Genomic DNA, 25,069 nt, shown 5'->3' with positions numbered 1-25,069 from the left:
CTAAATCACCGCACTGACAACCCGGCCCGGGCTGTCGGCCAGAGGCTGCCGTCAGCTGGTCCAGAAGTCCCACCAGCGGGTCAGGATCAGCATGCCGATGATCCCGATGTGCAGGACCGGCATGACCCAGGTGAACTCGCCGAAGAAGGACTTCAGCCAGCGCGGGGACGGCAGGAAGTCGTTGCGGATGTTGAACGAGGTGACGTACCAGAACATGGTGATCGTGGCGACCCAGGCCAGCGAGCACCACAGGCACAGCGCGTTGATCCGGTACAGGGACTGGAACTGCAGCCAGGTGCAGAAGGCGACGCCGAAGAGCGTGCCGAAGTTGAAGGTCAGCCAGTACCAGCGCGGGAAGCGGGCGCGGGCCAGCAGGCTCACGCCGACGCAGATGACGATGCCGTAGCAGACCAGGCCGAGCATCGGGTTCGGGAAGCCGAAGGCGGCGGCCTGCTTGCTCTCCATGACGCTGCCGCAGGAGACGACCGGGTTGAGGCTGCACCCGGGGGTGAACGTCTTGCCCTCGACCTTGGCTTCGAGCAGCTTGAACTTGTCGATCGTGATGACCCAGGCGGCGAGCAGTCCGGCGGCGCCGGTGATCACCAGCAGCAGGGCGAAGGCGCGGCTGCCGCCCACCGTGCGGGGTGCGTCGGCGGCACGCTCGGGCCCGGGCTCCGTGGAGACGTCTTTGACTGTCGTCTTGCTCATCACGCCGATTCCGTCACTTGAGAGTTGGACCATCTTCGGGCACGGGTCATTGTGCCGCACACACCTGGGTACGCACCGTTCGCTCCGCATAAGCATGTACGTATGACCGGTGCCTCCTGTTCGCTTCCGGACAGCACTCAAAGCCGCTGACGACAAAGGCGCCGGACGCTCCCCCGGGGAGCGTCCGGCGCCCACGCGCGCGTGTGTGCGGCTAGCCGAGCCGCGATTCCAGCTCGGCCACGATGTCGTTCACACCGACCGCCGTCTGCTCGCCGGACTCCATGTCCTTGAGCTGGACGACGCCTTCGGCGAGGTCGCGCTCGCCGGCCACGATCGTGTAGCGGGCCCCGCTGCGGTTGGCGTTCTTCATGGCGCCCTTCAGGCCCTTGCCGCCGTAGGAGAAGTCCGCCGCGACGCCGGCCTTGCGCAACTCGGTGACCTTCGCGAACAGGACGCGGCGGGCCTCTTCGCCGAGCGGCACCGCGTAGACGCTGGTCGAGGACGGGATGTCCAGCTCGATGCCCTCGGCCTCCAGGGCGAGGACCGTGCGGTCGACGCCGAGGGCCCAGCCCACCGAGGGCAGCGCGGGGCCGCCGATCATCTCGGACAGGCCGTCGTAGCGGCCGCCGCCGCCCACCGCGGACTGGGAGCCCAGGCCGTCGTGCACGAACTCGAAGGTGGTGCGGGTGTAGTAGTCCAGGCCGCGGACCAGCTTCTCGTCGTCCTCGAAGGACACGCCCGCCGCCGTGATCAGCTCGCGGACCTCCTCGTGGTACGCCTTGCACGCGTCGCACAGGTAGTCACGCAGCAGCGGGGCGCCGCCCAGCTGCTTCTGGACCGACTCCCGCTTGTCGTCGAGCACGCGCAGCGGGTTGATCTCGGTGCGCCGGCGGGTGTCCTCGTCCAGGTCCAGGCCGCGCAGGAAGTCCTGCAGTGCGGCCCGGTACACCGGCCGGCACTCCTTGTCGCCCAGACTGTTCAGCAGGATGCGGAAGTTGCTCAGGCCCAGGGAGCGGTACGCCTGGTCGGCCAGGATGATCAGCTCGGCGTCCAGCGCAGGGTCCTCGGCGCCGATCGCCTCGGCGCCGACCTGGGAGAAGTGCCTGTAACGGCCCTTCTGGGGGCGCTCGTAGCGGTAGTACGAGCCGGAGTACCAGAGCTTGACCGGCAGGTTGCCCGCCTTGTGCAGGTTGGCCTCGAGGGCCGCGCGCAGTACAGAAGCGGTTCCCTCGGGACGCAGGGCCAGCTTGTCGCCGCCCTTGGTCTCGAAGGCGTACATCTCCTTGGTCACGATGTCGGTGGACTCACCCACACCGCGGGCGAAGAGTTCGACGCTCTCGAAACCGGGGGTCTCGATGTAGCCGTAGCCGGAGTTGCGCAGCGGGGCCGCGATCGCCTCGCGGACCGCCAGGTACGTCGCGGAGTCCGGCGGAATCAGGTCGTACGTGCCCTTGGGGGCCTGAAAGGTACTCACGGAAGCTCTCTCGTCACATTCCTCGTCGGGGAGCCTGCGAGGCTCCCTGGCCGGCCGCCACCTGCCGCAGATAGGGGTTGGTGGCGCGCTCCTGGCCGATGGTCGTCTGGGGGCCGTGGCCGGACAGCACCACGGTGGAGTCCTCGAGCGGCAGGCACACGCGGGCCAGCGAGTCGAGCATGTCCTCCATGGAGCCACCCGGCAGATCGGTGCGTCCGATGGAGCCGGCGAACAGCAGATCCCCGGAGAAGAAGACCGAGGGGATGTCCGCGGTCTCGGGCATCTGGAAGGTCACCGACCCCTTGGTATGGCCCGGTGCGTGCGCGACGGAGAACTCCAGCCCGGCAAGCGAAAGCCCGGCGCCGTCGGTCAGCTCCTTGACGTCGTCCGGCTCCCCCACGGTCAGCTCGCCCATCAGCGGCATGCCGATGGACCGGCCGAGCGCCTTCTCGGGGTCGCTCATCATGTACCGGTCCTCGGGGTGGATCCAGGCCGGTACGTCGTGCGCGCCGCACACGGGGACGACCGAGGCCACATGATCGATGTGGCCATGGGTGAGGACGACGGCGACGGGCTTGAGCCGATGCTTCTTCAGTGCTTCCTCGACGCCCTGGGCGGCCTGGTGGCCCGGGTCGATGATCACGCACTCCTCACCGGCGGCGGGGGCGACGAGATAACAGTTCGTCCCCCAGGCCCCGGCGGGGAACCCGGCAATGAGCACGATCGTCCTTCGTTGTGTCGATACGGGAGGGCTTACGGGCGGGCGGCCCGTGGTCCAGAGCCTACCGGCGCTGCCGTTTCCTCAGCGAACCCATATACGGTACGGGGCTACACGCGTCTGTCGGCTCACAGGACGCACGCGTACCGGTCGACACACGACACGCATGAGGAGAGAACCCGGTGGTCAGCCAGGAGCAGCGGCGGCGTCAGCTCGCCCGGGAGAAGTTCTTGCGGCAGCAGCAGCGACGCACCAGCGCGCGGCGCAAGGCACGCATGCGCAACTCCGTGATCGCGTCGGTGCTGGGCGTGGTCGTGATCGGCAGTGTCGCGCTGTACACGACCGGTGTGCTGAAGAACGACGACGACAAGAAGACCAACGCGAGCGCGGACGTCACGCCGAGCGCCACGCCGTCCAGCAAGGCGCCGGACCCGTGCGAGAAGCCGGCCGCGGGCTCGATCAAGAAGGAGACCTGGAAGAAGGAGCCGGCGATGTCGATCGACACGTCGGCGAAGTACACGATGAAGCTCGCGACGACGTGCGGTGACATCGGCATCGCGCTGAAGACGTCGGCGGCCCCGCACACGGTGAACTCGTTCGACTTCCTTGCGGGCAAGGGCTTCTTCGACCACACCAAGTGCCACCGCCTGACCACGAACGGCATCTACGTGCTGCAGTGCGGCGACCCGACGGGCCTCGGCAGCGGCGGTCCGGGCTACACGATCCCGGACGAGAACCTGAAGGACGCGAGCCTCAAGGGCAACAAGTACCCGGCGGGCACGGTGGCGATGGCCAACACCGGCCAGAAGCACACCGGCGGCAGCCAGTTCTTCCTCGTCTACAAGGACAGCCCGTTGCCGCCCAGTTACACGCCGTTCGGCACGATCGACGCGGCGGGTATGAAGGTGCTGACCAAGATCGCGGCCGCCGGCGAGAACACGGGTGCCGGTGACGGTGCCCCGAACGCGACGGTTGTGATCAACAAGGCGACGGTCACCAAGTCCTGACGCCGGAGCGACGCTCAACACGGCCAACTGCGGAATTCGGTCGCGCTGGATGCGGACAGGCAACCCGCTGGTCGCCTATGTTGGCCGTGACGAAACTGTGGACGATGCCCGGGGGCGCTGAGGCCCCCGCAGGCATCATGTGGAGGAGGCGCTGTGAGCAGCGACCCGTGGGGCCGCGTCGACGAGACGGGGACCGTGTACGTGCGTACGGCCGACGGCGAGCAGGTCGTCGGTTCCTGGGCGGCCGGCTCCCCTGAGGAGGCGCTTGCCTACTTCGAGCGCAAGTACGAGGGCCTGGTTGTCGAGATCGGCCTCCTCGAGAAGCGAGTGCAGACGACGGACCTGTCGGCGAAGGACGCCCAGACCGCGATCGACCACCTGCGCGAGCAGGTGGACGCGCACCACGCGGTCGGCGACCTGGAAGCGCTGCGGGCCCGCCTCGACAAGCTCGTGGCGACGGTCGAAGCCCGGCGCGAGGAGCGCAAGGTGCAGCGGGCCAAGCAGTCCGACGAGGCCCGCAAGGCCAAGGAGGACCTGGTCGTCGAGGCGGAGCAGCTGGCGCAGTCCGACCAGTGGCGGGCCGCCGGCGAACGGCTGCGGGCCCTGGTGGACACCTGGAAGGGGCTGCCGCGTCTGGACCGCAAGTCCGACGACGAGCTGTGGCACCGCTTCTCGCACGCCCGGTCGGCGTTCTCCAAGCGTCGCAAGGGGCACTTCGCGCAGCTGGACGCGCAGCGCGAGGAGGCCCGCAAGACCAAGGAGCGGCTGGTCTCCGAGGCCGAGGCGCTGTCCGGCTCGACGGACTGGGGTCCGACGGCGGCGCGCTACCGCGAGCTGATGGCGGAGTGGAAGGCCGCGGGCCGCGCCCAGCGCGAGCACGAGGACGACCTGTGGAACCGCTTCCGCGGCGCCCAGGACGTGTTCTTCGCCGCCCGCGGCTCGGTCTTCGCGGAGCGGGACGCCGAGCAGGCGGAGAACCTGAAGCTCAAGGAGGAGCTGGCCGGGGAGGCCGAGAAGATCCTCCCGGTCACGGACCTCAAGGGCGCCCGGGCCGCCTTCCGCTCGATCAACGAGCGCTGGGAGGCCATCGGTCACGTCCCGCGGGACGCGCGTCCGAAGGTCGAGGGCCGGATGCACGCGGTCGAGCGCGCCATCCAGGAGGCCGAGGAGGCCGAGTGGCGCCGGACCAACCCGGAGGCACGCGCCCGTGCCGAGGGTCTGACCGGTCAGCTGCAGGCCGCCGTGGACAAGCTGCGGGCGCAGATCGAGCAGGCGCGCGCCCAGGGCAACAACTCCAAGGCCGACAAGCTGGAGCGGGAGCTGGAGGGCCGCCAGGCGCTCCTGGACCAGGCTCTGAAGGGCCTGCAGGAGTTCGGCGGCTAAATCCCCGCCTCCCACGCGTAAGGGCCCCGTACGTGGCGTACGGGGCCCTTCTGCATGCGTGCCTGCGACCGGCCGCCGCGTGCGTGTCCTACGCCCGGCTGCGCGCCGAGGTCACGCGGTAGACGTCGTACACGCCCTCCACACCCCGAACGGCCTTCAGGACGTGGCCGAGGTGCTTCGGGTCGCCCATCTCGAAGGTGAAGCGGGAGGTGGCCACCCGGTCGCGGGAGGTCTGGACGGCCGCGGAGAGGATGTTGACGTGCTGGTCGGACAGGACGCGGGTGACGTCCGACAGCAGGCGGGAGCGGTCCAGGGCCTCGACCTGGATGGCGACCAGGAAGACCGAGGACTGGGTGGGCGCCCACTCGACGTCGAGGATGCGCTCCGGCTCACGGGACAGTGACTCCACGTTGACGCAGTCGCTGCGGTGAACCGATACACCGCTACCCCGCGTGACGAAGCCGATGATCGGGTCGCCGGGGACGGGCGTGCAGCAGCGGGCCAGCTTGACCCACACGTCGTCGACGCCCTTGACCACGACGCCGGGATCGGCGCTGGAGCGCCGCTTGCGGCCGCGGGTGCGGGTCGGCGGGACGGCCTCGTCGATCTCCTCGGTGGCCGCCTCCTCGCCGCCGAGCGCCTGGACCAGCTTCTGCACGATGTTCTGCGCGGAGACATGGCCCTCGCCGATCGCCGCGTACAGCGCGGAGATGTCGGAGTAGCGCATCTCGTGCGCGAGCGTGACGAGGGAGTCGCCGGTGAGGATGCGCTGGATCGGCAGGTTCTGCTTGCGCATGGCGCGGACGATGGCGTCCTTGCCCTGCTCGATCGCCTCGTCGCGGCGCTCCTTGGAGAACCAGGCCCGGATCTTGTTGCGGGCGCGCGGCGACTTGACGAACCCGAGCCAGTCGCGGGACGGGCCCGCGCCCGGTGCCTTGGAGGTGAAGACCTCCACCAGGTCGCCGTTGTCCAGGGTGGATTCGAGCGGTACGAGTCTGCCGTTGACCCGCGCTCCTATGGTGCGGTGGCCGACCTCGGTGTGGACGGCGTACGCGAAGTCGACCGGAGTGGCCCCGGCCGGGAGCGCGATGACGTCGCCCTTGGGCGTGAAGACGAAGACCTCGTTGCGGGACAGGTCGAAGCGCAGCGACTCCAGGAACTCGCTGGGGTCCTCGGTCTCCTTCTGCCAGTCCAGCAACTGGCGCAGCCACGCCATGTCGTTGAGGTGGTCGTCCTTGCCCTTGCCGGCCTTGGGCACGTCGGTACGGACCTTGGAGGCACCGGCGACGGCCTCCTGCTTGTACTTCCAGTGCGCGGCGATGCCGTACTCGGCGCGGCGGTGCATGTCGAACGTGCGGATCTGGAGCTCAACGGGCTTGCCGTTGGGGCCGATCACCGTCGTGTGCAGCGACTGGTACATGTTGAACTTGGGCATCGCGATGTAGTCCTTGAACCGGCCGGGGACCGGGTTCCATCGCGCGTGCACGGTGCCGAGGGCGGCGTAGCAGTCCCTGACCGTGTCGACCAGGACACGAATGCCCACCAGGTCGTAGATCTCCGCGAAGTCGCGACCGCGGACGATCATCTTCTGGTAGACGCTGTAGTAGTGCTTCGGGCGTCCGGTGACGGTCGCCTTGATACGGGCGGCGCGGAGGTCGGTCTGGACCTCGTCGGTCACTATGGCGAGGTACTCGTCCCGCTTGGGCGCCCGCTCGGCCACCAGCCGCACGATCTCGTCGTACATCTTGGGGTAGAGGATCGCGAACGCGAGGTCCTCCAGCTCCCACTTGATGGTGTTCATGCCCAGGCGGTGGGCGAGGGGCGCGTAGATCTCCAGCGTCTCGCGCGCCTTCTTCTCCTGCTTTTCGCGCTTGAGGTAGCGCATGGTGCGCATGTTGTGCAGGCGGTCGGCGAGCTTGATGACGAGGACGCGCGGGTCCTTGGCCATCGCCACGACCATCTTGCGCACGGTCTCGGCCTGCGCGGCCTCGCCGAACTTGACCTTGTCGAGCTTGGTGACGCCGTCCACGAGGAGGGTGACGACGTCGCCGAAGTCGCGGCGCAGGTCGTCCAGGCCGTACTCGGTGTCCTCGACGGTGTCGTGCAGCAGGCCCGCCATGAGGGTGGCCGGATCCATGCCCAGCTCGGCGAGGATGGTGGTGACGGCGAGCGGATGCGTGATGTACGGGTCGCCGCTCTTGCGCTTCTGCCCCCGGTGCCAGCGCTCGGCGACCTGGTAGGCACGCTCGATCTGCCGGAGCGTCGAGTTCTCGATCTTCGGGTCGTTGCTGCGCACTATCCGCAGCAGCGGCTCCAGCACGGGGTTGTACGGGTTCGCGCGCTGCACGCCCAGGCGGGCGAGGCGGGCGCGGACGCGGTTGGAGGAGCCGCTGCGGGCGGGCTGGCCGGCGGCGGGGCGCACAGGTGGGACCGGTTTGGGACGCGCGGCCTCGGCGGCCTTCTCGACGGGCGCGGACTGGGCGTGCTCGACCGCCCCGCGGGCGTCGCTCTTCGCGTGCGACGCGTTCGGCGCGGGCTTGGCCGCGGGTGCCGAGGCGGGCTCGGGCTTGGCGGCGGTCAGTGGCTGGGCCTCGTCTGGCAAGAGGACTCCTCGTGCGCGATCCGGGTCCCCCGGTCAGGCTCCGGAGACCCCATGGTAGCGATCCTGCGCCTAGTCATCGCCTTCAGGCGGATGTGAGGACCGTCTACCGGTGAAACGCGAGGGGCCGCCGCGGGATTCCGGGAGGTGACTTCGAGACGTTTTCCCGGCATAGGGCGAGTGTCCCGCACTCGAACGGCGACGGCCGCCCCGGTGGTGCCGGAGCGGCCGTGGAGCACAGGTGCTCGGTTGCGTCAGACCTGTCAGATCTGGAGCAGCGCCTCCAGCGGTGCCCCGTTCAGCGCCGACTCCAGACGGGCGCGACCGTCCAGGAAGCCCAGCTCCATGAGGACCGCGAGGCCGGAGACCTCGGCGCCCGCCCGGTGGATGAGCTGGATCGCGGCTTCGGCGGTGCCGCCCGTGGCGAGGACGTCGTCCACGATCAGCACACGGTCACCGGAGGACAGGTCCTCCGCGTGCACCTCGATCTCCGCCGAGCCGTACTCCAGGTCGTACGCCTGACGCAGGGTCGCCCCGGGGAGCTTGCCCGCCTTGCGTACGGGGATGAAGCCGAGGCCCGCGCGGACCGCGACCGGGGCGCCCAGGATGAAGCCCCGGGCCTCCAGGCCGACGACCTTGGTCGCGCCGGTGTTCGTGGCGATCTCGGCCAGCGCGTCCGTGAGGGCCGTGAAGGCGGCCGGGTCCGCCAGGAGCGGGGTGATGTCCTTGAACATCACGCCCTGCTCCGGGTAGTCCGGCACATCGCGGATGCGGCTGAGCAGCAGCGTCGTGATCTCTGCGAGCTCGGTCATCGGCGCTTCCCCGAGGGTCGGCCGCGGCCCCGGCTGCGGGACGACGGCTGGTTGCGGGGACCCACCACGGCGGGAGCGGCGTCGTCGGGCTCGTCACCGGCGGCGGACCGCCCGTCCGCGAAGTCCTCCTCGGCGGCGGCCTGCGCACGCTTGGCCAGGACCCGCTTCCTGAGCGCCCGCATCGCCGGCTCGCGCTCCTTGAGGTCGGCGACGAGCGGCGTGGCGATGAAGATCGAGGAGTACGCACCGGCCGCGAGGCCGACGAACAGCGACAGCGAGATGTCGTTCAGCGTGCCGGCCCCGAGGAAGCCGCCACCGATGAACAGCAGGCCCGCCACCGGCAGCAGCGCGACCACGGTGGTGTTGATGGAGCGGACCAGCGTGCCGTTGATCGACCGGTTGGCGATGTCGCTGTACGTCCAGCGGGTCTGCTTGGTGATGTCCTTCGTCTGCTCCTTGAGGCTGTCGAAGACGACAACCGTGTCGTAGAGCGAGTAACCGAGGATCGTCAGCAGACCGATGACCGTACCGGGCGTGACCTCGAAGCCGACCAGGGCGTAGATACCGCTTGTGATGGTGATGTCGTGGATCAGCGCGACGAGGGCCGCGACGGCCATGCGCCACTCGAAGGCGATCGCCAGGTAGATCACCACGAGGATCATGAAGATCGCCAGGCCCTCCCAGGCCTTGTTGGCGATCTGCTCGCCCCAGCTCGGGCCGACCAGGTCGGCGGCGAGCTTCTCCGGGTTGAGGTTCAGGTCCTTGGCCAGCGTCTGCTTGATCTGGTCCGACTTGTCGGTGTCGATACCGGCGATCTGGATGCGCAGGCTGCCGTTGCCGAGCTTCTGGACGACCGCTTCATGGCCGGAGGCGGACTTCGCGTACTCCTCCGCCTTCGCGACCGACGTGCTCATGCTCGTCGGCGTCGTGAAGACCGCGCCGCCCTGGAACTCGATGCCCATGTTCAGGCCGCGCACCGCCAGGCCGAGGATGGCCGTGATGGTGATCAGGATCGAGACGCCGTACCAGATCTTGCGCTTGCCGACGAAGTCGTAGCTGATCTCGCCGCGGTGCAGACGAGCGCCGAGGTTGCCGAGTTTCGACATCGCTCACGCCTCCTTCGGGTCGGCAGAGCCGGCGGCGGGACCGGCGGGACGGCGGGTGCGGCGCAGGGGCGGCTGGGCGCCCAGGCTCTTCGGGTCGAGGCCGGACCACTTGTGGCCGTTCGCGAAGAACTTGCGGCGGGCGAGCAGAGTCATCAGCGGCTTGGTGAAGAAGAAGACGACGACCACGTCGAGCACGGTGGTCAGGCCGAGCGTGAACGCGAAGCCCTGCACCTTGCCGACGGTCACGATGAACAGCACCGCGGCGGCGAGGAACGACACGAAGTCGGAGACGAGGATCGTGCGCCGGGCGCGCGGCCAGGCACGCTCGACGGCGGGCCGCAGCGTGCGGCCCTCGCGGATCTCGTCCCGGATGCGTTCGAAGTACACGATGAACGAGTCCGCGGTGATACCGATGGCGACGATGGCACCGCAGACGGCCGGCAGGTTCAGCGCGAAGTGGATGGCCGGGCCGAGGAGCGCCATGATCACGTAGGTCAGGATCCCGGAGACCAGCAGGGAGGCCATGGCCACGATCGACAGACCGCGGTAGTAGGCGATCAGGTAGATCACGACCAGCGCGAGACCGATCGCGCCGGCGAGCAGACCGGCGTGCAGCTGGTCACCGCCGAGTGCGGCGGTCACCGTGGTGACGGTCTCCTCCTGGAACGACAGCGGCAGCGCACCGTAGGACAGCATGTTGGCGAGGCTCTGCGCCTCCTGCTGCGTGAAGCGGCCGGAGATCTCCGCCTGGCCGCCCGAAATGGCCGTCTGCACGAACGGGCTGGAGACGACCTCGCCGTCGAGGACGATGCCGAACTCGTTCTGCGGGGACTGGTTCTTGGCCAGTTCGGCGGTGATGTCCGCGAACTTCTTCGACCCGCTGGAGGTGAAGGTCATCTGGACCTGCCAGCCGGAGGCACCCTGGGTGTCGAAGACCGCGGCGGCCTTCTTGACCTCGGTGCCGTCCACGGCGGCCGGGCCGAGCACGTACTTGTACCAGACCTTGTTGACCTCACCGCAGGCCACGGTGGCCTCGCCGGGCTTGGCGTTGGTGCCGGCCTTGGCGCGCTGGGCGGGCTTGGAGCAGTCCAGCGCGGCGTACTGCGCCTGGAGCTTGGTGGCCTCGGCGCTGCCGCTGGAGGACGCGGACGGGCTGGGCGACGACTTGGATCCCGCCGAGGACGTGGCGCTCGGGGAGCCGGAGGACGACGGCGTGGCGTCGGCCTTCAGGGCGTCGGTGACCGCGCGGCCCTGCGAGGTGGCGGTGGCCGTCGGCGTCGGGGACCCGGTGGAGGACGAGGACGCCTTCTCCTTGGCGGAGGCGCTGCTCGACGGGCTCGGCGAGCTGCTGCCGCTGGAGGACGCGCTCGGCGAGGGGCTCTGCGCGGCGGCGCCCGTGGGCTCGCTGGCGAGCACCGGGCGGAAGTACAGCTTGGCGGTGGTGCCGACCTGCTGCTGGGCCTCCTTGGAGTTGGTGCCCTTGGGGATGTTCACGATGATGTGGTCGTTCCCCTGGGTCTGCACCTCCGCCTCGGAGACGCCCAGGCCGTTGACACGGCGGTTCATGATCTCGACCGCGGTGTCCATGTTGGCCTTGTTGATCGCGGACCCCTGGTCGGCCTTCGCCTTGAGCGTGATGCTCGTGCCACCGGCGAGATCGATGCCGAGACGCGGAGTTTTGTGCCCGGAGGCGAACATCCCTCCGGTGAGCGCCAAAATGGCGATCAGGATCAAGGCCAGCGAGCGCCCTGGCTTGCTCTGGGCGCTCGCGCTCCGGCCCTTCTTAGGTGCTGCCACCTTCTCGTACTCCCTCTCGGGCCGCCCCGCGCCCGGTCGGCGCGGTCGGCCATGACATGGTGTCGGGCTCCCGTGCGGAAAACAGACGCGCCCGGGGTGCGTGGGGCGCGGTCAGGCCGCGCCGCGCACCCCGGACGTGACTACTTCGCGTCGGTGTCGCCGTCGGTCTTCTTCGGCTCTTCGTCCGCCTTGGCCTCGGCGGCCTCGTCGGCCTCGTCGGCCTTGTCCTCGGTGGCGTCCTTCTTACCAAGGTCGACGGCCTTGTCGTCGGAGGCGGCGGCAGCGGCGTCGGCAGACTCGTCGGTCTCGGTGAGGGAGGAGGCGTCGTCCGGGACGATGTCGGCGTCGGACTTCAGGTCGTGCTCGATGCCGTGGACGATGCGGTTGTACTCGTCGTCCGTGAGAACGGCGCCGATCGAGTTCTTGGCGAAAAGGAGGTCGACACCGGGGCCGGCGTCGAGGAGGACCGTGTCCTCGTTGACCTCCTTGACCGTCGCGTACATCCCCCCGATGGTGCGGACACCGGAGCCGGGCTGCATCTCGTTCCGCATGTTGGCGGCCTGCTGCTGCTTCTTCTTGGCCGAGCGCGTCATCAGGAACATGGCCGCGATGAGCACGATGAAGGGGAGAAGGGTAAAGGCATTCACGGGACGGAATTTCCTTCGCGCGACCGCGCGGTGAGCGGCCTGGGGGATGGGGGTTGGTCGGCGCCGCCCGTAAGGGCGGCATCGGCGGAGTCTAAGCGAGTCCGCGCGCATGGAACAACGCTCAGCATGGCACCTGGGTTCCTGCTCCCGCCATTGCCCTCGCCGTCACGGAGCCATCACGCCCCGAACAGGTCCTGTTGTCCGTTAGCTGACGAGCGGGGCGGGGTCAGGCCGAGATGCGCCCATGCCGCGGGGGTGCCGACCCGGCCCCGTGGGGTGCGGGCGAGCAGGCCCTCCCGGACCAGGAAGGGTTCCGCGACCTCCTCGACGGTCTCCCGCTCCTCCCCCACCGCGACGGCGAGCGTGGACAGGCCCACCGGACCGCCGCCGAACAGCTTCAGCAGCGCCTCCAGAACGGCCCGGTCCAGGCGGTCGAGGCCGCGCGCGTCGACCTCGTAGACGGCGAGGGCGGCAGCGGCGATCTCGCGGGTGATCAGGCCGTCGGCCTTGACCTGCGCGTAGTCGCGCACCCGGCGCAGCAGGCGGTTGGCGATACGGGGCGTGCCGCGGGAGCGGCCGGCGATCTCGGCGGCGCCGTTCGGCTCGATCTCGACGTCGAGCAGGCTCGCCGAGCGGTGCACGACCCGCTCCAGCTCGGCGGGCTCGTAGAACTCCATGTGCGCGGTGAAGCCGAAGCGGTCGCGCAGCGGGGGCGGCAGCAGGCCCGCGCGCGTGGTGGCGCCGACCAGCGTGAACGGGGGCAGCTCCAGGGGGATGGCGGTGGCGCCGGGGCCCTTGCCGACGATGACGTCGACCCGGAAGTCCTCCATGGCCATGTACAGCATCTCCTCGGCGGGCCGGGACATGCGGTGGATCTCGTCCAGGAAGAGGACCTCGCCCTCCTGGAGGGACGAGAGGATCGCGGCGAGGTCGCCGGCGTGCTGGATGGCGGGGCCGGAGGTGATGCGGATGGGGGCGCCCATCTCGGCCGCGATGATCATCGACAGAGTCGTCTTGCCCAGGCCGGGCGCGCCGGAGAGCAGCACGTGGTCGGCGGTGGCGCCCCGCGCGCGTGCGGCGCGCAGGACCAGGTCGAGCTGTTCGCGCACCTTCTCCTGGCCGATGAACTCGCCGAGGTCCTTGGGCCGCAGGGCGGCCTCGACGGCCTGGTCCTCCCGGTCGGCGGACGCACCGACCAGCCGCTCGGCGGCGGACGTGTCGGTCGTGTCGTCCCAGTTCACTGAAGGTACTCCTAGCTGGACGTGCCGGATGCGTCTGCTGGCCGGGGGTCCGGCCCGCGGCCGGAGGCCGCTGTCGGATGCTGCGTCCCCCGGGCAAGCACAGCATGTGATGTGCCTCGGGGTCGTCGGGTCAGCGGGCGCGGTTCAGGGTCAGCGGGCGCGGTTCAGGGTCAGCGGGCGCGGTTCAGGGTCTGCAGGGCGGCCTTCAGGAGCTGCCCCACCTGCGGTGTGCCGTCGGCGGCCTCGGCCTGGGGCGTTACGGCGGCGACCGCCTCGTCGGCCTCGCGGGTGGCGTAGCCGAGGCCGATGAGCGCCGCGTGCAGCTGGTCGCGCCAGCCCTGGCTGACCGGAGCGCCGACGGCGGGGGCGCCGATGGGCGCACCGAGCCGGTCCTTCAGCTCGAGCAGCAGCTTCTGCGCGCCCTTCTTGCCGATGCCGGGGACGGCGATGAGGGCCTTCTCGTCAGCGGTGGCGACGGCGCGGCGCAGTGCGTCCGGCGTGTGCACGGCGAGCATCGCCTGGGCGAGGCGCGGTCCCACCCCGCTCGCCGTCTGCAGCAGTTCGAAGACCTGGCGCTCGTCGTCGTCCACGAAGCCGTACAGGGTCAGCGAGTCCTCGCGCACCACCAGGGAGGTGGCGAGCTTGGCCGGCTGGCCCATGCGCAGGCCGGAGAGCGTGTTCGGGGTGCACTGGACGGCGATGCCGATGCCGCCCACCTCGACGACCGCGGAGTCGGGGGCGAGGGCGGCGACCGGGCCGCTGACGAACGCGATCATGCCGTACGGCCTTTCGTTGCGTGGACGGTGTGCCGGGCGACGGCCTGCTGGAGCCGGTTCTGGGCGGGGGCGCGCCAGATGTGGCAGATGGCGAGGGCGAGGGCGTCGGCGGCGTCGGCCGGCTTCGGCGGGGCGCTGAGCCGGAGCAGGCGGGTGACCATGGCCCCGACCTGGGCCTTGTCGGCGCGGCCGCTGCCGGTGACGGCTGCCTTGACCTCGCTGGGGGTGTGCAGGGCGACCGGGATGCCGCGCCGGGCGGCGCACAGCATGGCGACGGCGCTGGCCTGCGCGGTGCCCATGACGGTGCGCACGTTGTGCTGGCTGAAGACGCGCTCGACGGCGACGAACTCGGGCCGGTGCTCGTCCAGCCACTCCTCGATGCCCTGCTCGACGGCGAGCAGCCGGAGGCTCAGGTCGGCGTCCGCGGGCGTCCGTACGACCCCGACGCCGAGCATGGTGAGCGGCCGGCCCGCGACCCCCTCGACGACACCGACACCACACCGGGTCAGCCCGGGGTCCACCCCCAGTACACGCACGCGCGCCCCTCCCTTCGGTCGCCTGTTTGTGCAGGCTATCGGGTGCCACCGACAACGCCTCGCACAACGCCCGGCAAAGCGACGGGCCGACGGGAGGTGTCCCGTCGGCCCGGTCAGCCGTGCAGAGCGCGGCAGCGCTACGCCTCGACCTTCTCCATGATGTCGTCGCTGACGTCGAAGTTGGCGAAGACGTTCTGGACGTCGTCGCTGTCCTCGAGCGCGTCGATCAGCTTGAAGATCTTCTTGGCGCCCTCCTCGTCCAGTTCGACCTGGACGGACGGCACGAAGCTGGACTCGGCGGAGTCGTAGTCGATCCCGGCGTCCTGGAGGGCGGTGCGGACCGCCACCAGGTCGGTGGCCTCGCTGATGACCTCGAAGGACTCACCGAGGTCGTTGACCTCCTCGGCACCCGCGTCCAGTACGGCACCCAGGACGTCGTCCTCGGTCAGCTCGCCCTTGGGGACGATGACGACGCCCTTGCGGCTGAACATGTACGACACGGAGCCCGGGTCGGCCATGTTGCCGCCGTTGCGGGTCATGGCGACGCGCACGTCGGAGGCGGCGCGGTTGCGGTTGTCGGTGAGGCACTCGATGAGCACCGCGACACCGTTCGGACCATAGCCCTCGTACATGATCGTCTCGTAGTCGGCGCCGCCTGCCTCGAGACCGCCACCACGCTTGATCGCGGAGTCGATGTTCTTGTTCGGGACCGACTGCTTCTTGGCCTTCTGGACGGCGTCATAGAGCGTCGGGTTGCCCTCGAGGTCGACGCCGCCCATGCGCGCCGCGACCTCGATGTTCTTGATCAGCTTCGCGAAGAGCTTGCCGCGCTTGGCATCGATCACGGCCTTCTTGTGCTTCGTCGTGGCCCATTTAGAGTGGCCGGACATCTGCCTGTCTCCTTCGCGTAACCCGTCTATGAACGAACGCCAGAGATCCTACAAGGACTCGGGTGTCCGGTTGGCGCGCACCATGTCGACGAACAGGGAGTGCACACGGTGGTCGCCGGTCAGTTCCGGGTGGAACGACGTGGCGAGCGCGTTGCCCTGACGGACCGCGACGATGTGGCCGCCGTACTCGGCGAGCACCTCGGCCTCGGCGCCGACGGACTCGACCCACGGGGCGCGGATGAAGACGCCCTCTACAGGATCGCCCGGGACTCCCTCGACGTCGACCGCCGCCTCGAACGACTCGTTCTGCCGCCCGAAGGCGTTGCGGCGCACGATCATGTCGATGCCGCCGATGGTCTCCTGGCCCGAGCGCGGGTCGAGGATCTTGTCGGCGAGCATGATCATGCCGGCGCAGGTGCCGTAGACGGGCATGCCGTCGCGCACGCGCGCGCGGAGGGGCTCCATCACTCCGAAGAGGACGGCCAGCTTGGAGATCGTGGTGGACTCGCCGCCGGGTATGACGAGGCCGTCGACCTCGGCGAGTTCCTCGGGGCGCCGCACCGGCCTGGCCACGGCGTCGGCCGCGGCCAGGGCGATGAGGTGCTCCCGTACGTCGCCCTGGAGGGCCAGGACGCCTATCACGGGGGTGTTCATGTGTTCCGGTGCCTTACCAGCCGCGGTTCGCGTAGCGCTCGGACTCGGGGAGGGTGTCGCAGTTGATGCCGACCATGGCCTCGCCCAGGTTGCGGGAGGCGTCCGCGATGATCTTCGGGTCGTCGTAGAAGGTGGTGGCCTTCACGATGGCGGCGGCGCGCTTGGCCGGGTCGCCGGACTTGAAGATGCCCGAGCCCACGAAGACACCCTCGGCGCCGAGCTGACGCATCAGGGCGGCGTCGGCCGGGGTGGCGACGCCACCGGCGGAGAAGAGGACCACCGGCAGCTTGCCCAGCTCGGCGACCTCCTTGACCAGCTCGTACGGGGCGCGCAGCTCCTTGGCGGCGGCGTACAGCTCGTTGTTGTCGTAGCCGCGCAGGCGGGCGATCTCGTTCTTGATCTGGCGCAGGTGGCGGACGGCCTCGACCACGTTGCCGGTGCCGGCCTCGCCCTTGGAGCGGATCATCGCGGCGCCCTCGGCGATACGGCGCAGGGCCTCGCCCAGGTTGGTGGCACCACAGACGAAGGGGGTGGTGAAGGCCCACTTGTCGGAGTGGTTGACCTCGTCGGCCGGGGTGAGGACCTCGGACTCGTCGATGTAGTCCACACCGAGGGACTGCAGCACCTGGGCCTCGACGAAGTGGCCGATGCGGGACTTCGCCATGACCGGGATGGACACGGCGTTGATGATGCCCTCGATCATGTCCGGGTCGGACATGCGGGCCACGCCGCCGTCCTTGCGGATGTCGGCCGGGACCCGCTCCAGGGCCATGACCGCGACGGCGCCCGCGTCCTCGGCGATCTTCGCCTGCTCCGGCGTGACGACGTCCATGATCACGCCGCCCTTGAGCTGCTCGGCCATGCCGCGCTTCACACGGGCGGTGCCGGTCTCGGGAGCCTGGTTCTCGGTGGTGGACACGGGTGACCTCGCTAGGGAAAAGAGGGTTTTCTGCTCCAGAGAGGAAACGTGAGTGGACCAGGCCACAGCAAGGGCCAATGGCAACCCGGTGGATCCTTTTGGTCCACCGAAGGTTCAGGAGGCCCGCTCCACCAGGGCGGCGGGCGGCTCGTCGTCCATCTCGAAGGCCAGCGGGAAGGGGGCGTGGCCGGCCAGCCGGAACCAGCGCACCTTGCGGTGCTCCCGGAGCCTGCGGGCGGCTCCCACGGCGTCGTTGTGGAAGCGGCGGGCCATGGGGACCCGGCGGACGGCCTCGGCCAGCTCACGGGCCGCCTCCTCGCCGCCCGGGGCCTCCCGTACGGCCTCCACCTGCTGCGGAGCCTCGAACACCGCGCGCAGGGCCTGGCTCAGCTCGCTCTCCGCCACCTCCCGCTGCTCCTCCTCGGCCTGCCGGGCGGCGTGCGCGGCCTCGTAGAGCACGATCGAGGCGGCCGGGTCCAGCACGCCCGAGGTCGCCAGTTCCTGCGTCACGGAGGCCCGCCGCAGCAGCTGCGCGTCCAGCGCGGCGCGCGCGGCGTCCATCCGCACGTGCAGCCGGTCCAGCCGCCCGGCCGTCCAGCTCAGGTACAGGCCGATGGCGACGAGCGCGACGAGGATCCAGATGAGGGTTGGGGTCACGGGCGAAGGTTAGTCGGCTCCCGGGGCCGGCCGGAGCAGACCCTCGCCTCAGTCCCGCGCCAGCCCGAACCGGGCCCGGAACCCCGTCCGCTCGTCCGTGGCCACCGCCGCCGTACCGGTGGTGACCGTCTCGTACACCGACAGGATGTCCGCGCCGACGGTGGACCAGTCGAAGCGGCGGACGTGGCTGCTCCCCCGCTCGCGCAGTTCGTCCAGCCGTTCCGGGTCCGCCAGCAGGCGTACGGCCGCGTCGGCCAGGGCGTCCGCGTCCTCGTTGGTGAAGACCTCGCCGGCCGCGCCCTGGTCGAGGACCTGGACGAAGGCGTCCAGGTCGGAGGCGAGGACGGGGGCGCCCGCGGACATGGCCTCGACGAGGATGATGCCGAAGCTCTCGCCGCCGGTGTTGGGCGCGATGTACAGGTCGACGCTGCGCAGGAAGCGCGCCTTGTCCTCGTCGCTGATCATGCCGAGGAACTGGACGCGGGAGCGCAGCTCCTCGGGCAGGTCCTCGACGGCCGCCTCCTCGTCACCGCGCCCCGCGACCAGCAGACGCGTCTGCGGGCGGGCGGCGAGGATCTTCGGGAGGGCCTTCATCAGGACCGGCAGACCCTTGCGGGGCTCGTCGATACGGCCGATGAAGCCCAGCGTGTCGCCCTGCCACTCGGGGTTGGGCTCGGCCTTGGCGAAGAAGTCGACGTCGACCCCGTTGGGGATCACCACCGCGTCGCCGCCCAGGTGCTCGACCAGGGTGCGGCGGGCGTACTCGCTGACCGCGATCCGCGCGCTGATCTTCTCCAGCGCGGCCTGCAGGATCGCGTACGCGGCGATCATGGCGCGCGAGCGGGGGTTGGAGGTGTGGAAGGTGGCCACGATGGGACCCTGCGCCGCCCAGCAGGTCAGCAGGCCGAGCGACGGGGACGTCGGCTCGTGGATGTGGACCACGTCGAAGGCGCCGTCGTGCAGCCAGCGCCGCACACGCGCGGCCGACAGGAAGCCGAAGTTCAGCCGGGCCACCGAGCCGTTGTACGGCACCGGGACCGCGCGGCCGGCCGAGACGACGTACGGCGGCAGCGGGGTGTCGTCGTCGGCCGGGGCGAGGACGGAGACCTCGTGGCCCAGGCGGATGAAGTACTCGGCGAGGTCGCGGATGTGGAACTGGACTCCCCCGGGCACGTCCCAGGAGTACGGGCAGACGATCCCGATTCTCACGAGGGTCCCTTCGCGGGGTCGAGGTCGGCGAGCCACAACCGCTGGAGCATGTGCCAGTCCTCCGGATGATCGGCGATCCCGGTGGCGAAGGCGTCGGCCAGCGCCTGTGTCATGACAGACGTCTTCTCGGCCCGCGTACCTGACTCCGGTACCTCGATCGGCGGATGGATCTGCCCCTTCATGACCGGCGACTCGTCGTACCAGAGCGTGACGGGCAGCAGCAGGGCGCCGGTCTGCTGGGCGAGGAGGGCCGGGCCCGCGGGCATCCGGGTGCGCTCGCCGAAGAAGTCGACCTCGACGCCGGACGCGGACAGGTCACGGTCGGCGACCAGGCAGACCAGGCCGCCGTCGCGCAGCCGCCGGGCAAGGGTGCCGAAGGTGTTGCCGCCGCTGTGCGGCAGGACCTCCATGCCGAGGCCCTCGCGGTAGGCGACGAAGCGGTCGTAGAGCGTCTCGGGCTTCAGGCGCTCGGCGACCGTGGTGAACGGCGTCTCCAGCCTGGTGGTGACCCAGGCACCGGCCAGGTCCCAGTTGGCCAGGTGCGGCAGCGCGAGGACCACGCCCCGGGGGGAGGCGATCCCGTCGGTCAGGTGGTGCACGTCCTTGCACTCGAAGCCCGTCTTCACGCGCTCGGCGCTCCAGGCGGGCAGCCGGAAGGACTCCATCCAGTAGCGCAGGTACGAGCGCATGCCCGCGCGAGAGAGTTCGGCCAGCCGCTCGGGGCCGGCGTCGGGCACCACGCGCGCGTAGTTCGCCTCCAGCCGCAGGACGCCCTTGCCGCGCTGTTTCCAGGCGAGGTCGGCGATGGACCGGCCGAGGCGGACCGCGACGGGTTCCGGGAGCTTCTTGACGGTGCTCCAGCCGAGGCCGTACAGCGCGTCGGTGAGCCGGTCGGCGGTGCTCACTTCGCCGCCTCACTCCCCTGGGACGCGTTCTGCTGCGCCGCCTCCGCCTCGGCCGACTCGCGGCGGACGGTGACGACCCGCTGGATGAGGGTGACCAGGCTGCCCACGGCGACGATCCACAGGGCGATCGGCAGCAGCCACTGGATGCCCGGCACGCCGAACTTGTGGAGGCCCGCGAGACCGGCCGCGACCAGCGAGATCACCAGCCGCTCGGCGCGCTCGACGAGCCCGTTGACGGCGACCGGCAGTCCGATCGACTCGCCCCGGGCCTTGGTGTACGACACCACCTGGCCGCTGGCCAGGCAGAAGATCGAGACGGCGCACAGGACGTTGTCGTTGCCGTTGCCCGCGTACCACAGCGCGAAACCGCCGAAGATCGCGCCGTCGGCCACCCGGTCGAGCGTGGAGTCCAGGAAGGCGCCCCAGCGGCTGGAGCGGCCCAGCTGGCGGGCCATGTTGCCGTCGACCAGGTCGGAGAAGACGAACAGGGTGATCACGATCGTGCCCCAGAAGAACTCGCCCCGGGGGAAGAAGACCAGCGCGCCCGCGACCACTCCGGCCGTGCCGATGAGCGTGACCGCGTCGGGGCTGACGCCCCGGCGGATGAGAAACGCGGCGAACGGTGTGAGGACACGCGTGAAGAATGCACGCGCGTACTTGTTCAGCATGGCCTTCCCGACGGTCGTGGCGCCGCGGCCCTGGTGGCCACCGGCTGGCCCATCGTAGTCACGCGCGCACGTGCCTGACGGGCGGGCACCCGCAGTCGTGCCGCGAGCCGGTGCACACCCGCTCGCGCGGGGCGCGCGTGGCGCGAACGGCGTCCGTCGTATGGACGCAGCGTGACGGGAGTGGAAAGCTCGAAGAACCGCGGGCGTCGCAGGAGCCGCCAGTGCACGCGGTGCCGCGTGTCCGCGCCCACAGTGACCTCACCGTGCACGGGAGGCAGGATCATGGGCGACAAGGCGCAAACACACCCCGGAGCCGCCGGCAGGGCAGTGGCGGCCGACCACCCCGCGTCCGTACGGAATGTGGTGCTGGTCGGCCACTCCGGTTCGGGCAAGACCACTCTGGTGGAGGCCCTCGCGCTGACCGCGGGGGCGGTGAACCGGGCGGGCCGCGTGGAGGACGGCGGCACCGTCTCCGACTACGACGAGATCGAGCACCGGCAGCAACGCTCGGTACAGCTCTCCCTGGCCCCGGTCGAATGGGACGGGTTCAAGGTCAACGTCCTCGACACCCCTGGATACGCCGACTTCGTCGGCGAGCTGAGGGCCGGTCTGCGCGCGGCGGACGCGGCCCTCTTCGTCGTCTCGGCCTCCGACGGGGTGGACGGCTCGACCCGCATGGTGTGGGAGGAGTGCCAGGCCGTCGGCATGCCCCGCGCGATCGTGATCACGCACCTGGAGGCCGCGCGCGCGGACTTCGAGGAGATGACCCGGGTGTGCGCGGAGGCCTTCGGCGCGGACGACCCCGACGCCGTGCTGCCGCTGTACCTGCCGCTGCGCGGGCCGGAGGGCCCGGACGGGCACGCGCCCGTGACCGGGCTGATCGGGCTGCTGTCGCAGAAGCTGTTCGACTACGCGTCCGGCGAACGCAAGGAGTCCGAGCCCGGCGAGGACCAGCTGCCGGACATCGAGGAGGCCCGCAACCGGCTCATCGAGGGGATCATCGCCGAGAGCGAGGACGAGACCCTCATGGACCGCTACCTGGGCGGCGAGCAGATCGACGTCAAGACGCTGATCGACGACCTGGAGCGGGCCGTCGCCCGCGGCACCTTCTTCCCCGTCCTGGCGGCCGCCCCCGCCGCCGACGGCGGACGGCAGGGCCTCGGCACGGTCGAGCTGCTGGAGCTGATCACCGGCGGGTTCCCGACCCCGTTCGAGCACCCCCTGCCCGGGGTCACCACGATCGACGGCAAGGCGCGCGAGCTGAAGGCCTGCGACACCGGCGGCCCGCTGGTCGCCGAGGTCGTGAAGACCGCCTCCGACCCGTACGTCGGCCGGATCTCGCTGGTCCGCGTCTTCTCCGGCACCCTGCGCCCCGACGAGACGGTGCACGTCTCCGGGCACGGCCTGGCCGACCGCGGGCACGAGGACCACGACGTCGACGAGCGGATCGGCGCGCTGTCCATGCCGTTCGGCAAGCAGCAGCGCCCGGTGACGCACGCCGTCGCGGGCGACCTGGTGTGCGTGGCCAAGCTCGGCCGCGCCGAGACCGGGGACACGCTCTCGGGCAAGGACGACCCGCTTCTGATGGAGCCCTGGCAGATGCCCGACCCGCTGCTGCCGCTCGCCATCCAGGCGCACAGCAAGGCGGACGAGGACAAGCTGTCGCAGGGGCTGAGCCGGCTGGTCGCCGAGGATCCGACAATGCGCCTGGAGCAGAACCAGGACACCCACCAGGTGGTGCTGTGGTGCCTGGGCGAGGCCCACGCGGACGTCGCCCTGGAGCGGCTGCGCAGCCGGTACGGCGTCCAGGTCGACGTCGTCCCGCACCGGGTCTCCCTCCGGGAGACGTTCGCCACGAAGGCCGCCGGACGGGGCCGGCACGTCAAGCAGTCCGGCGGGCACGGGCAGTACGCCATCTGCGAGATCGAGGTGGAGCCGCTGCCGGGCGGCTCGGGCATCGAGTTCGTGGACAAGGTGGTGGGCGGCGCCGTACCGCGCCAGTTCATCCCGTCCGTGGAGAAGGGCGTACGGGCGCAGGCCGCGAAGGGCGTGGTCGCCGGCTATCCGCTGGTGGACGTGCGGATCACGCTGCTGGACGGCAAGGCGCACTCGGTGGACTCCTCCGACGCCGCCTTCCAGACGGCGGGCGCGCTGGCCCTGCGCGAGGCCGCGACCCAGACGCGGATCCATCTGCTGGAGCCGGTGGCCGAGGTCACCGTGCTGGTCGCCGACGACTACGTGGGCGCGGTGATGAGCGACCTGTCGAGCCGGCGGGGCCGGGTGCTCGGCACCGAACAGGTGGGCTCCGGCCGGACCCTGGTCCGCGCCGAGGTGCCCGAGTTCGAGATCGGCCGCTACGCGATCGACCTGCGCTCCCTGTCGCACGGGACGGCCCGCTTCGACCGCGCCTACGCCCGGCACGAGCCGATGCCGCCGCAGGTCGCCGAGCGGGTCCGTGAACAGGCGGGAGAGCCCTCGTAGTTCACCACTCGTGGACTCCGTGCGCCGGCGGGCGGCTTTGGCCGTCCGCCGTCGCGGTGTCAGTGGCTGCGGATACGCTGATCACCTGATCACGATGTGCCGAACTCGTGCGGTAGTGGCGTGGTATCGGCAGGACGGCCTGTTCAACAGGTGTGCGGAGCAAGGAAGTCGGGAAGGCCGCAGAAGCGACACCGGCGGCGATGGGGGCGGGAATGTCGGTTGGAACGGAGTGGGACGGACCGCAGGTGCCCGTGTCCGGCGACGAGGGCCAGGCGGCGACCTTCGCGCTGGCCTCGGCGGCCTACCGGGACAACGTGGTCGAGGACATCAAGAAGACCGACAACGAGTGGCACCAGTCGACGGTCAAGCCCGGCCGGATCGCCCTGCTCAAGCCCAACCTCGGCGAGGCCTTCTCGCGGGCCGTGGTCGACCGCATGCTCGCGCCCGGGCGCAAGCCGCTCATCCAGTCCTTCGGCGCCGAGCCCCAGGTCGTCGTGGAGCACTGCCTGGCGGCCAACAACATCCGCCGGGAGCGGGACAACCGGCTGTCCCTGGTCATGGTGGTGTGCGGCCTGATCTTCCTGCCGGGACTCATCGGCTGGCTGCTCGTCTTCCAGCTGCGCACGTTCGTCGCCAAGCGGGACGACAAGCGGGCCGGGGCGCTCGCCACCGCCCTGCTCGCCGGGGTCGGCGTGGTCGGCGCGCTCTTCCTGCTGAAGATGCCGCTCAGCGGATTCTGGGGGTGGTACGCGCGCGGGTGCGTCGTCGCCCCGGTGCTGGGCTGGTTCTGGGCCAAGCAGATCTGCGACCGCACCGCGAAGGATCTGCGGGCCCGCTGGGACGGCCTGCTCTCGGGCACCACCGTCGGCGCCAAGGTCCCCGAGGCCGTGCCGCGCAGCCCCGGCGAGACCGCGGCCGAGCAGCTGCGCCAGTCGCTGGCCCGGCTCAGCGCCGAGCAGCAGTCCAACTCGGTCTTCTACGCGGGCCCCAAGGGCATACTCGGCATGGGTACCCGCTGGGGCGCGTGGCAGCTCGCCGAGGACCTGGTGTCCGCCGATCCCACCCGGGAGATCCACCCCTTCCGCAGCTGGGACGTCATACGCGCGATCCACGACCAGCTGCGCATGCTGGAGCGCGGTCCACTGAACACCGGCGGCTTCCCGAAGCCGTCGATACGGCACTGGATCGTCACGCCGATCGGGGAGAACGCCAAGGAGGTGTCCCGGCCGTCGGGCACGGACGTCGAGGCGTTCCAGATCAAGTCGCACGCCATACAGGACATCTGCAACAAGCAGCAGTTCGGCAGCGGTGACCGGCACTATCTGGGCGTGCAGTGGACCCTGTGGGACGGGCAGCTGGTCCTCACCATGCTGATCACGGTGACCGTGCTGCACGAGACGCTGCGCATCGAGGTGACCGGGCACGCGCTGGGTCCGGTGAACCCGCTGTTCCGCGCGAAGCCGGAGGCGCCGACCAAGGAGGTCGCCAAGTCCCTCAAGCCGTGGGAGACCCGCACGATCAAGCTGCCGCTGGTCCCGACCGACGAGGTGGTACGGCTCGCCGCGCGCGCCCCGCTGACCTGGTATCCGCCGCTGCTCAACTGGCTCGGTGGCTCCCTCGCCCTGCCCGAGCCCTTCGGCCTCCGGCACGCCTGGGCCGACCAGCCCTGGCGCCACCGCTTCATGGCCGACGACGCGCTGCGTGCGGCCACGCCGGTCCTGCGGGTGGTGCACTCGGCCGCGCTCAGGGTCCTGGAGGAGAACGGTGTGAACACCGAGAAGTTCGGCAACCGCTCGTCCGTCCTCAGCGGCCTGGTCCAGGATCCGACACCGCGCAAGGCAGACACGTACGACGCGTAGGGGTGCCCTCTCCCGAGGGCACC

At 70.4% G+C, this 25,069-nt stretch carries 22 protein-coding genes; 4 read left to right on the top strand and 18 right to left on the bottom strand.

What is annotated here, in order from left to right:
• Nucleotides 1–51: 51 nt before the first annotated feature.
• From CRP49_RS27265 to CRP49_RS27255, 3 genes are all read right to left on the bottom strand, one after another.
• Nucleotides 52–708, bottom strand: coding sequence for a vitamin K epoxide reductase family protein (locus tag CRP49_RS27265; protein WP_094220721.1), 657 nt, complete (start codon nt 706–708; stop codon nt 52–54).
• Between the two features lie 211 nt (nt 709–919).
• On the bottom strand, nt 920–2,182 hold the full coding sequence (hisS, locus tag CRP49_RS27260; RefSeq protein WP_097255756.1) for a histidine--tRNA ligase: 1,263 nt from the start codon (nt 2,180–2,182) through the stop codon (nt 920–922).
• 13 nt (nt 2,183–2,195) lie between these two features.
• Nucleotides 2,196–2,903, bottom strand: a complete 708-nt coding sequence (locus CRP49_RS27255) for an MBL fold metallo-hydrolase (RefSeq protein ID WP_094220719.1) — start codon at nt 2,901–2,903, stop codon at nt 2,196–2,198.
• A gap of 179 nt (nt 2,904–3,082) precedes the next feature.
• Here CRP49_RS27255 and CRP49_RS27250 point away from each other — a divergent pair, with 179 nt between their 5' ends.
• Complete coding sequence (locus CRP49_RS27250) at nt 3,083–3,907, top strand: peptidylprolyl isomerase (protein WP_097255755.1); 825 nt, start codon at nt 3,083–3,085, stop codon at nt 3,905–3,907.
• Nucleotides 3,908–4,060: 153 nt separating this feature from the next.
• Nucleotides 4,061–5,290 (top strand): DUF349 domain-containing protein, encoded by a 1,230-nt coding sequence (locus CRP49_RS27245; RefSeq protein WP_097255754.1) that lies wholly within the window; start codon nt 4,061–4,063, stop codon nt 5,288–5,290.
• 88 nt (nt 5,291–5,378) lie between these two features.
• Here the strand turns inward: CRP49_RS27245 and CRP49_RS27240 are convergent, their stop codons facing one another.
• The 15 genes from CRP49_RS27240 to pgsA form a co-directional block, all read right to left on the bottom strand.
• Nucleotides 5,379–7,892 (bottom strand): bifunctional (p)ppGpp synthetase/guanosine-3',5'-bis(diphosphate) 3'-pyrophosphohydrolase, encoded by a 2,514-nt coding sequence (locus tag CRP49_RS27240; RefSeq protein ID WP_097255753.1) that lies wholly within the window; start codon nt 7,890–7,892, stop codon nt 5,379–5,381.
• A gap of 260 nt (nt 7,893–8,152) precedes the next feature.
• Entirely contained in the window at nt 8,153–8,701 is a 549-nt protein-coding gene (locus CRP49_RS27230) for an adenine phosphoribosyltransferase (protein ID WP_097255752.1), read from the bottom strand.
• On the bottom strand, nt 8,698–9,807 hold the full coding sequence (gene secF, locus CRP49_RS27225) for a protein translocase subunit SecF (protein ID WP_097255751.1): 1,110 nt from the start codon (nt 9,805–9,807) through the stop codon (nt 8,698–8,700). Before secF ends, CRP49_RS27230 begins: the two co-directional genes overlap by 4 nt.
• A gap of 3 nt (nt 9,808–9,810) precedes the next feature.
• Entirely contained in the window at nt 9,811–11,604 is a 1,794-nt protein-coding gene (secD, locus tag CRP49_RS27220; RefSeq protein WP_179851765.1) for a protein translocase subunit SecD, read from the bottom strand.
• Nucleotides 11,605–11,744: 140 nt separating this feature from the next.
• Nucleotides 11,745–12,251 carry a preprotein translocase subunit YajC gene (yajC, locus tag CRP49_RS27215; protein ID WP_097255749.1) on the bottom strand — a complete coding sequence of 169 codons (507 nt, stop codon included), beginning with the start codon at nt 12,249–12,251 and terminating at the stop codon, nt 11,745–11,747.
• 176 nt (nt 12,252–12,427) lie between these two features.
• Nucleotides 12,428–13,492, bottom strand: a complete 1,065-nt coding sequence (gene ruvB, locus CRP49_RS27210) for a Holliday junction branch migration DNA helicase RuvB (RefSeq protein ID WP_094220711.1) — start codon at nt 13,490–13,492, stop codon at nt 12,428–12,430.
• Between the two features lie 170 nt (nt 13,493–13,662).
• A complete protein-coding gene (gene ruvA, locus CRP49_RS27205; protein ID WP_097255748.1) occupies nt 13,663–14,268 on the bottom strand; it encodes a Holliday junction branch migration protein RuvA in 606 nt (201 codons plus the stop codon).
• On the bottom strand, nt 14,265–14,804 hold the full coding sequence (ruvC, locus tag CRP49_RS27200; protein WP_094220709.1) for a crossover junction endodeoxyribonuclease RuvC: 540 nt from the start codon (nt 14,802–14,804) through the stop codon (nt 14,265–14,267). Before ruvC ends, ruvA begins: the two co-directional genes overlap by 4 nt.
• A gap of 137 nt (nt 14,805–14,941) precedes the next feature.
• Entirely contained in the window at nt 14,942–15,694 is a 753-nt protein-coding gene (locus CRP49_RS27195; protein ID WP_097255747.1) for a YebC/PmpR family DNA-binding transcriptional regulator, read from the bottom strand.
• A gap of 48 nt (nt 15,695–15,742) precedes the next feature.
• Nucleotides 15,743–16,348 carry a pyridoxal 5'-phosphate synthase glutaminase subunit PdxT gene (gene pdxT, locus CRP49_RS27190; RefSeq protein WP_097255746.1) on the bottom strand — a complete coding sequence of 202 codons (606 nt, stop codon included), beginning with the start codon at nt 16,346–16,348 and terminating at the stop codon, nt 15,743–15,745.
• Nucleotides 16,349–16,361: 13 nt separating this feature from the next.
• On the bottom strand, nt 16,362–17,267 hold the full coding sequence (pdxS, locus tag CRP49_RS27185) for a pyridoxal 5'-phosphate synthase lyase subunit PdxS (protein ID WP_097255745.1): 906 nt from the start codon (nt 17,265–17,267) through the stop codon (nt 16,362–16,364).
• Between the two features lie 114 nt (nt 17,268–17,381).
• Nucleotides 17,382–17,924: a hypothetical protein gene (locus CRP49_RS27180; protein WP_097255744.1), complete on the bottom strand. Its 543-nt coding sequence runs from the start codon at nt 17,922–17,924 to the stop codon at nt 17,382–17,384.
• Nucleotides 17,925–17,972: 48 nt separating this feature from the next.
• Nucleotides 17,973–19,133, bottom strand: a complete 1,161-nt coding sequence (locus CRP49_RS27175) for a glycosyltransferase family 4 protein (protein WP_097255743.1) — start codon at nt 19,131–19,133, stop codon at nt 17,973–17,975.
• Nucleotides 19,130–20,038 carry a phosphatidylinositol mannoside acyltransferase gene (locus CRP49_RS27170; protein WP_097255742.1) on the bottom strand — a complete coding sequence of 303 codons (909 nt, stop codon included), beginning with the start codon at nt 20,036–20,038 and terminating at the stop codon, nt 19,130–19,132. Before CRP49_RS27170 ends, CRP49_RS27175 begins: the two co-directional genes overlap by 4 nt.
• Entirely contained in the window at nt 20,035–20,706 is a 672-nt protein-coding gene (pgsA, locus tag CRP49_RS27165; RefSeq protein ID WP_094220702.1) for a phosphatidylinositol phosphate synthase, read from the bottom strand. The genes CRP49_RS27170 and pgsA overlap by 4 nt, the downstream gene beginning before the upstream one ends.
• Nucleotides 20,707–20,988: 282 nt before the next feature.
• Here pgsA and CRP49_RS27160 point away from each other — a divergent pair, with 282 nt between their 5' ends.
• Together CRP49_RS27160 and CRP49_RS27155 are read left to right on the top strand one after the other, a co-directional pair.
• The gene (locus CRP49_RS27160; RefSeq protein WP_097255741.1) at nt 20,989–23,187 is read left to right on the top strand and encodes an elongation factor G-like protein EF-G2; all 2,199 of its coding nucleotides are present in this window, start codon (nt 20,989–20,991) and stop codon (nt 23,185–23,187) included.
• Between the two features lie 212 nt (nt 23,188–23,399).
• The gene (locus tag CRP49_RS27155) at nt 23,400–25,046 is read left to right on the top strand and encodes a hypothetical protein (RefSeq protein ID WP_097257552.1); all 1,647 of its coding nucleotides are present in this window, start codon (nt 23,400–23,402) and stop codon (nt 25,044–25,046) included.
• Nucleotides 25,047–25,069: the final 23 nt, after the last annotated feature.

Origin of the sequence: Streptomyces sp. Ag109_G2-15 (genome assembly GCF_900215565.1) — a bacterium.
GTDB classification, from domain to species: domain Bacteria; phylum Actinomycetota; class Actinomycetes; order Streptomycetales; family Streptomycetaceae; genus Streptomyces; species Streptomyces diastatochromogenes.
The sequence above is the reverse complement of the archived record's forward strand: the minus strand, read 5'-3'. Positions and strand labels throughout refer to the sequence as shown.

What these genes read in the sequence shown, in the direction of transcription:
- CRP49_RS27230 (WP_097255752.1), bottom strand. Translation starts at nt 8,701, where the DNA reads ATGACCGAGCTCGCAGAGATCACGACGCTGCTGCTCAGCCGCATCCGC.
- CRP49_RS27265 (WP_094220721.1), bottom strand. Translation starts at nt 708, where the DNA reads ATGAGCAAGACGACAGTCAAAGACGTCTCCACGGAGCCCGGGCCCGAG.
- secF (WP_097255751.1), bottom strand. Translation starts at nt 9,807, where the DNA reads ATGTCGAAACTCGGCAACCTCGGCGCTCGTCTGCACCGCGGCGAGATC.
- pgsA (WP_094220702.1), bottom strand. Translation starts at nt 20,706, where the DNA reads ATGCTGAACAAGTACGCGCGTGCATTCTTCACGCGTGTCCTCACACCG.
- CRP49_RS27160 (WP_097255741.1), top strand. Translation starts at nt 20,989, where the DNA reads ATGGGCGACAAGGCGCAAACACACCCCGGAGCCGCCGGCAGGGCAGTG.
- ruvA (WP_097255748.1), bottom strand. Translation starts at nt 14,268, where the DNA reads ATGATCGCGTTCGTCAGCGGCCCGGTCGCCGCCCTCGCCCCCGACTCC.
- CRP49_RS27195 (WP_097255747.1), bottom strand. Translation starts at nt 15,694, where the DNA reads ATGTCCGGCCACTCTAAATGGGCCACGACGAAGCACAAGAAGGCCGTG.
- pdxT (WP_097255746.1), bottom strand. Translation starts at nt 16,348, where the DNA reads ATGAACACCCCCGTGATAGGCGTCCTGGCCCTCCAGGGCGACGTACGG.
- CRP49_RS27155 (WP_097257552.1), top strand. Translation starts at nt 23,400, where the DNA reads ATGTCGGTTGGAACGGAGTGGGACGGACCGCAGGTGCCCGTGTCCGGC.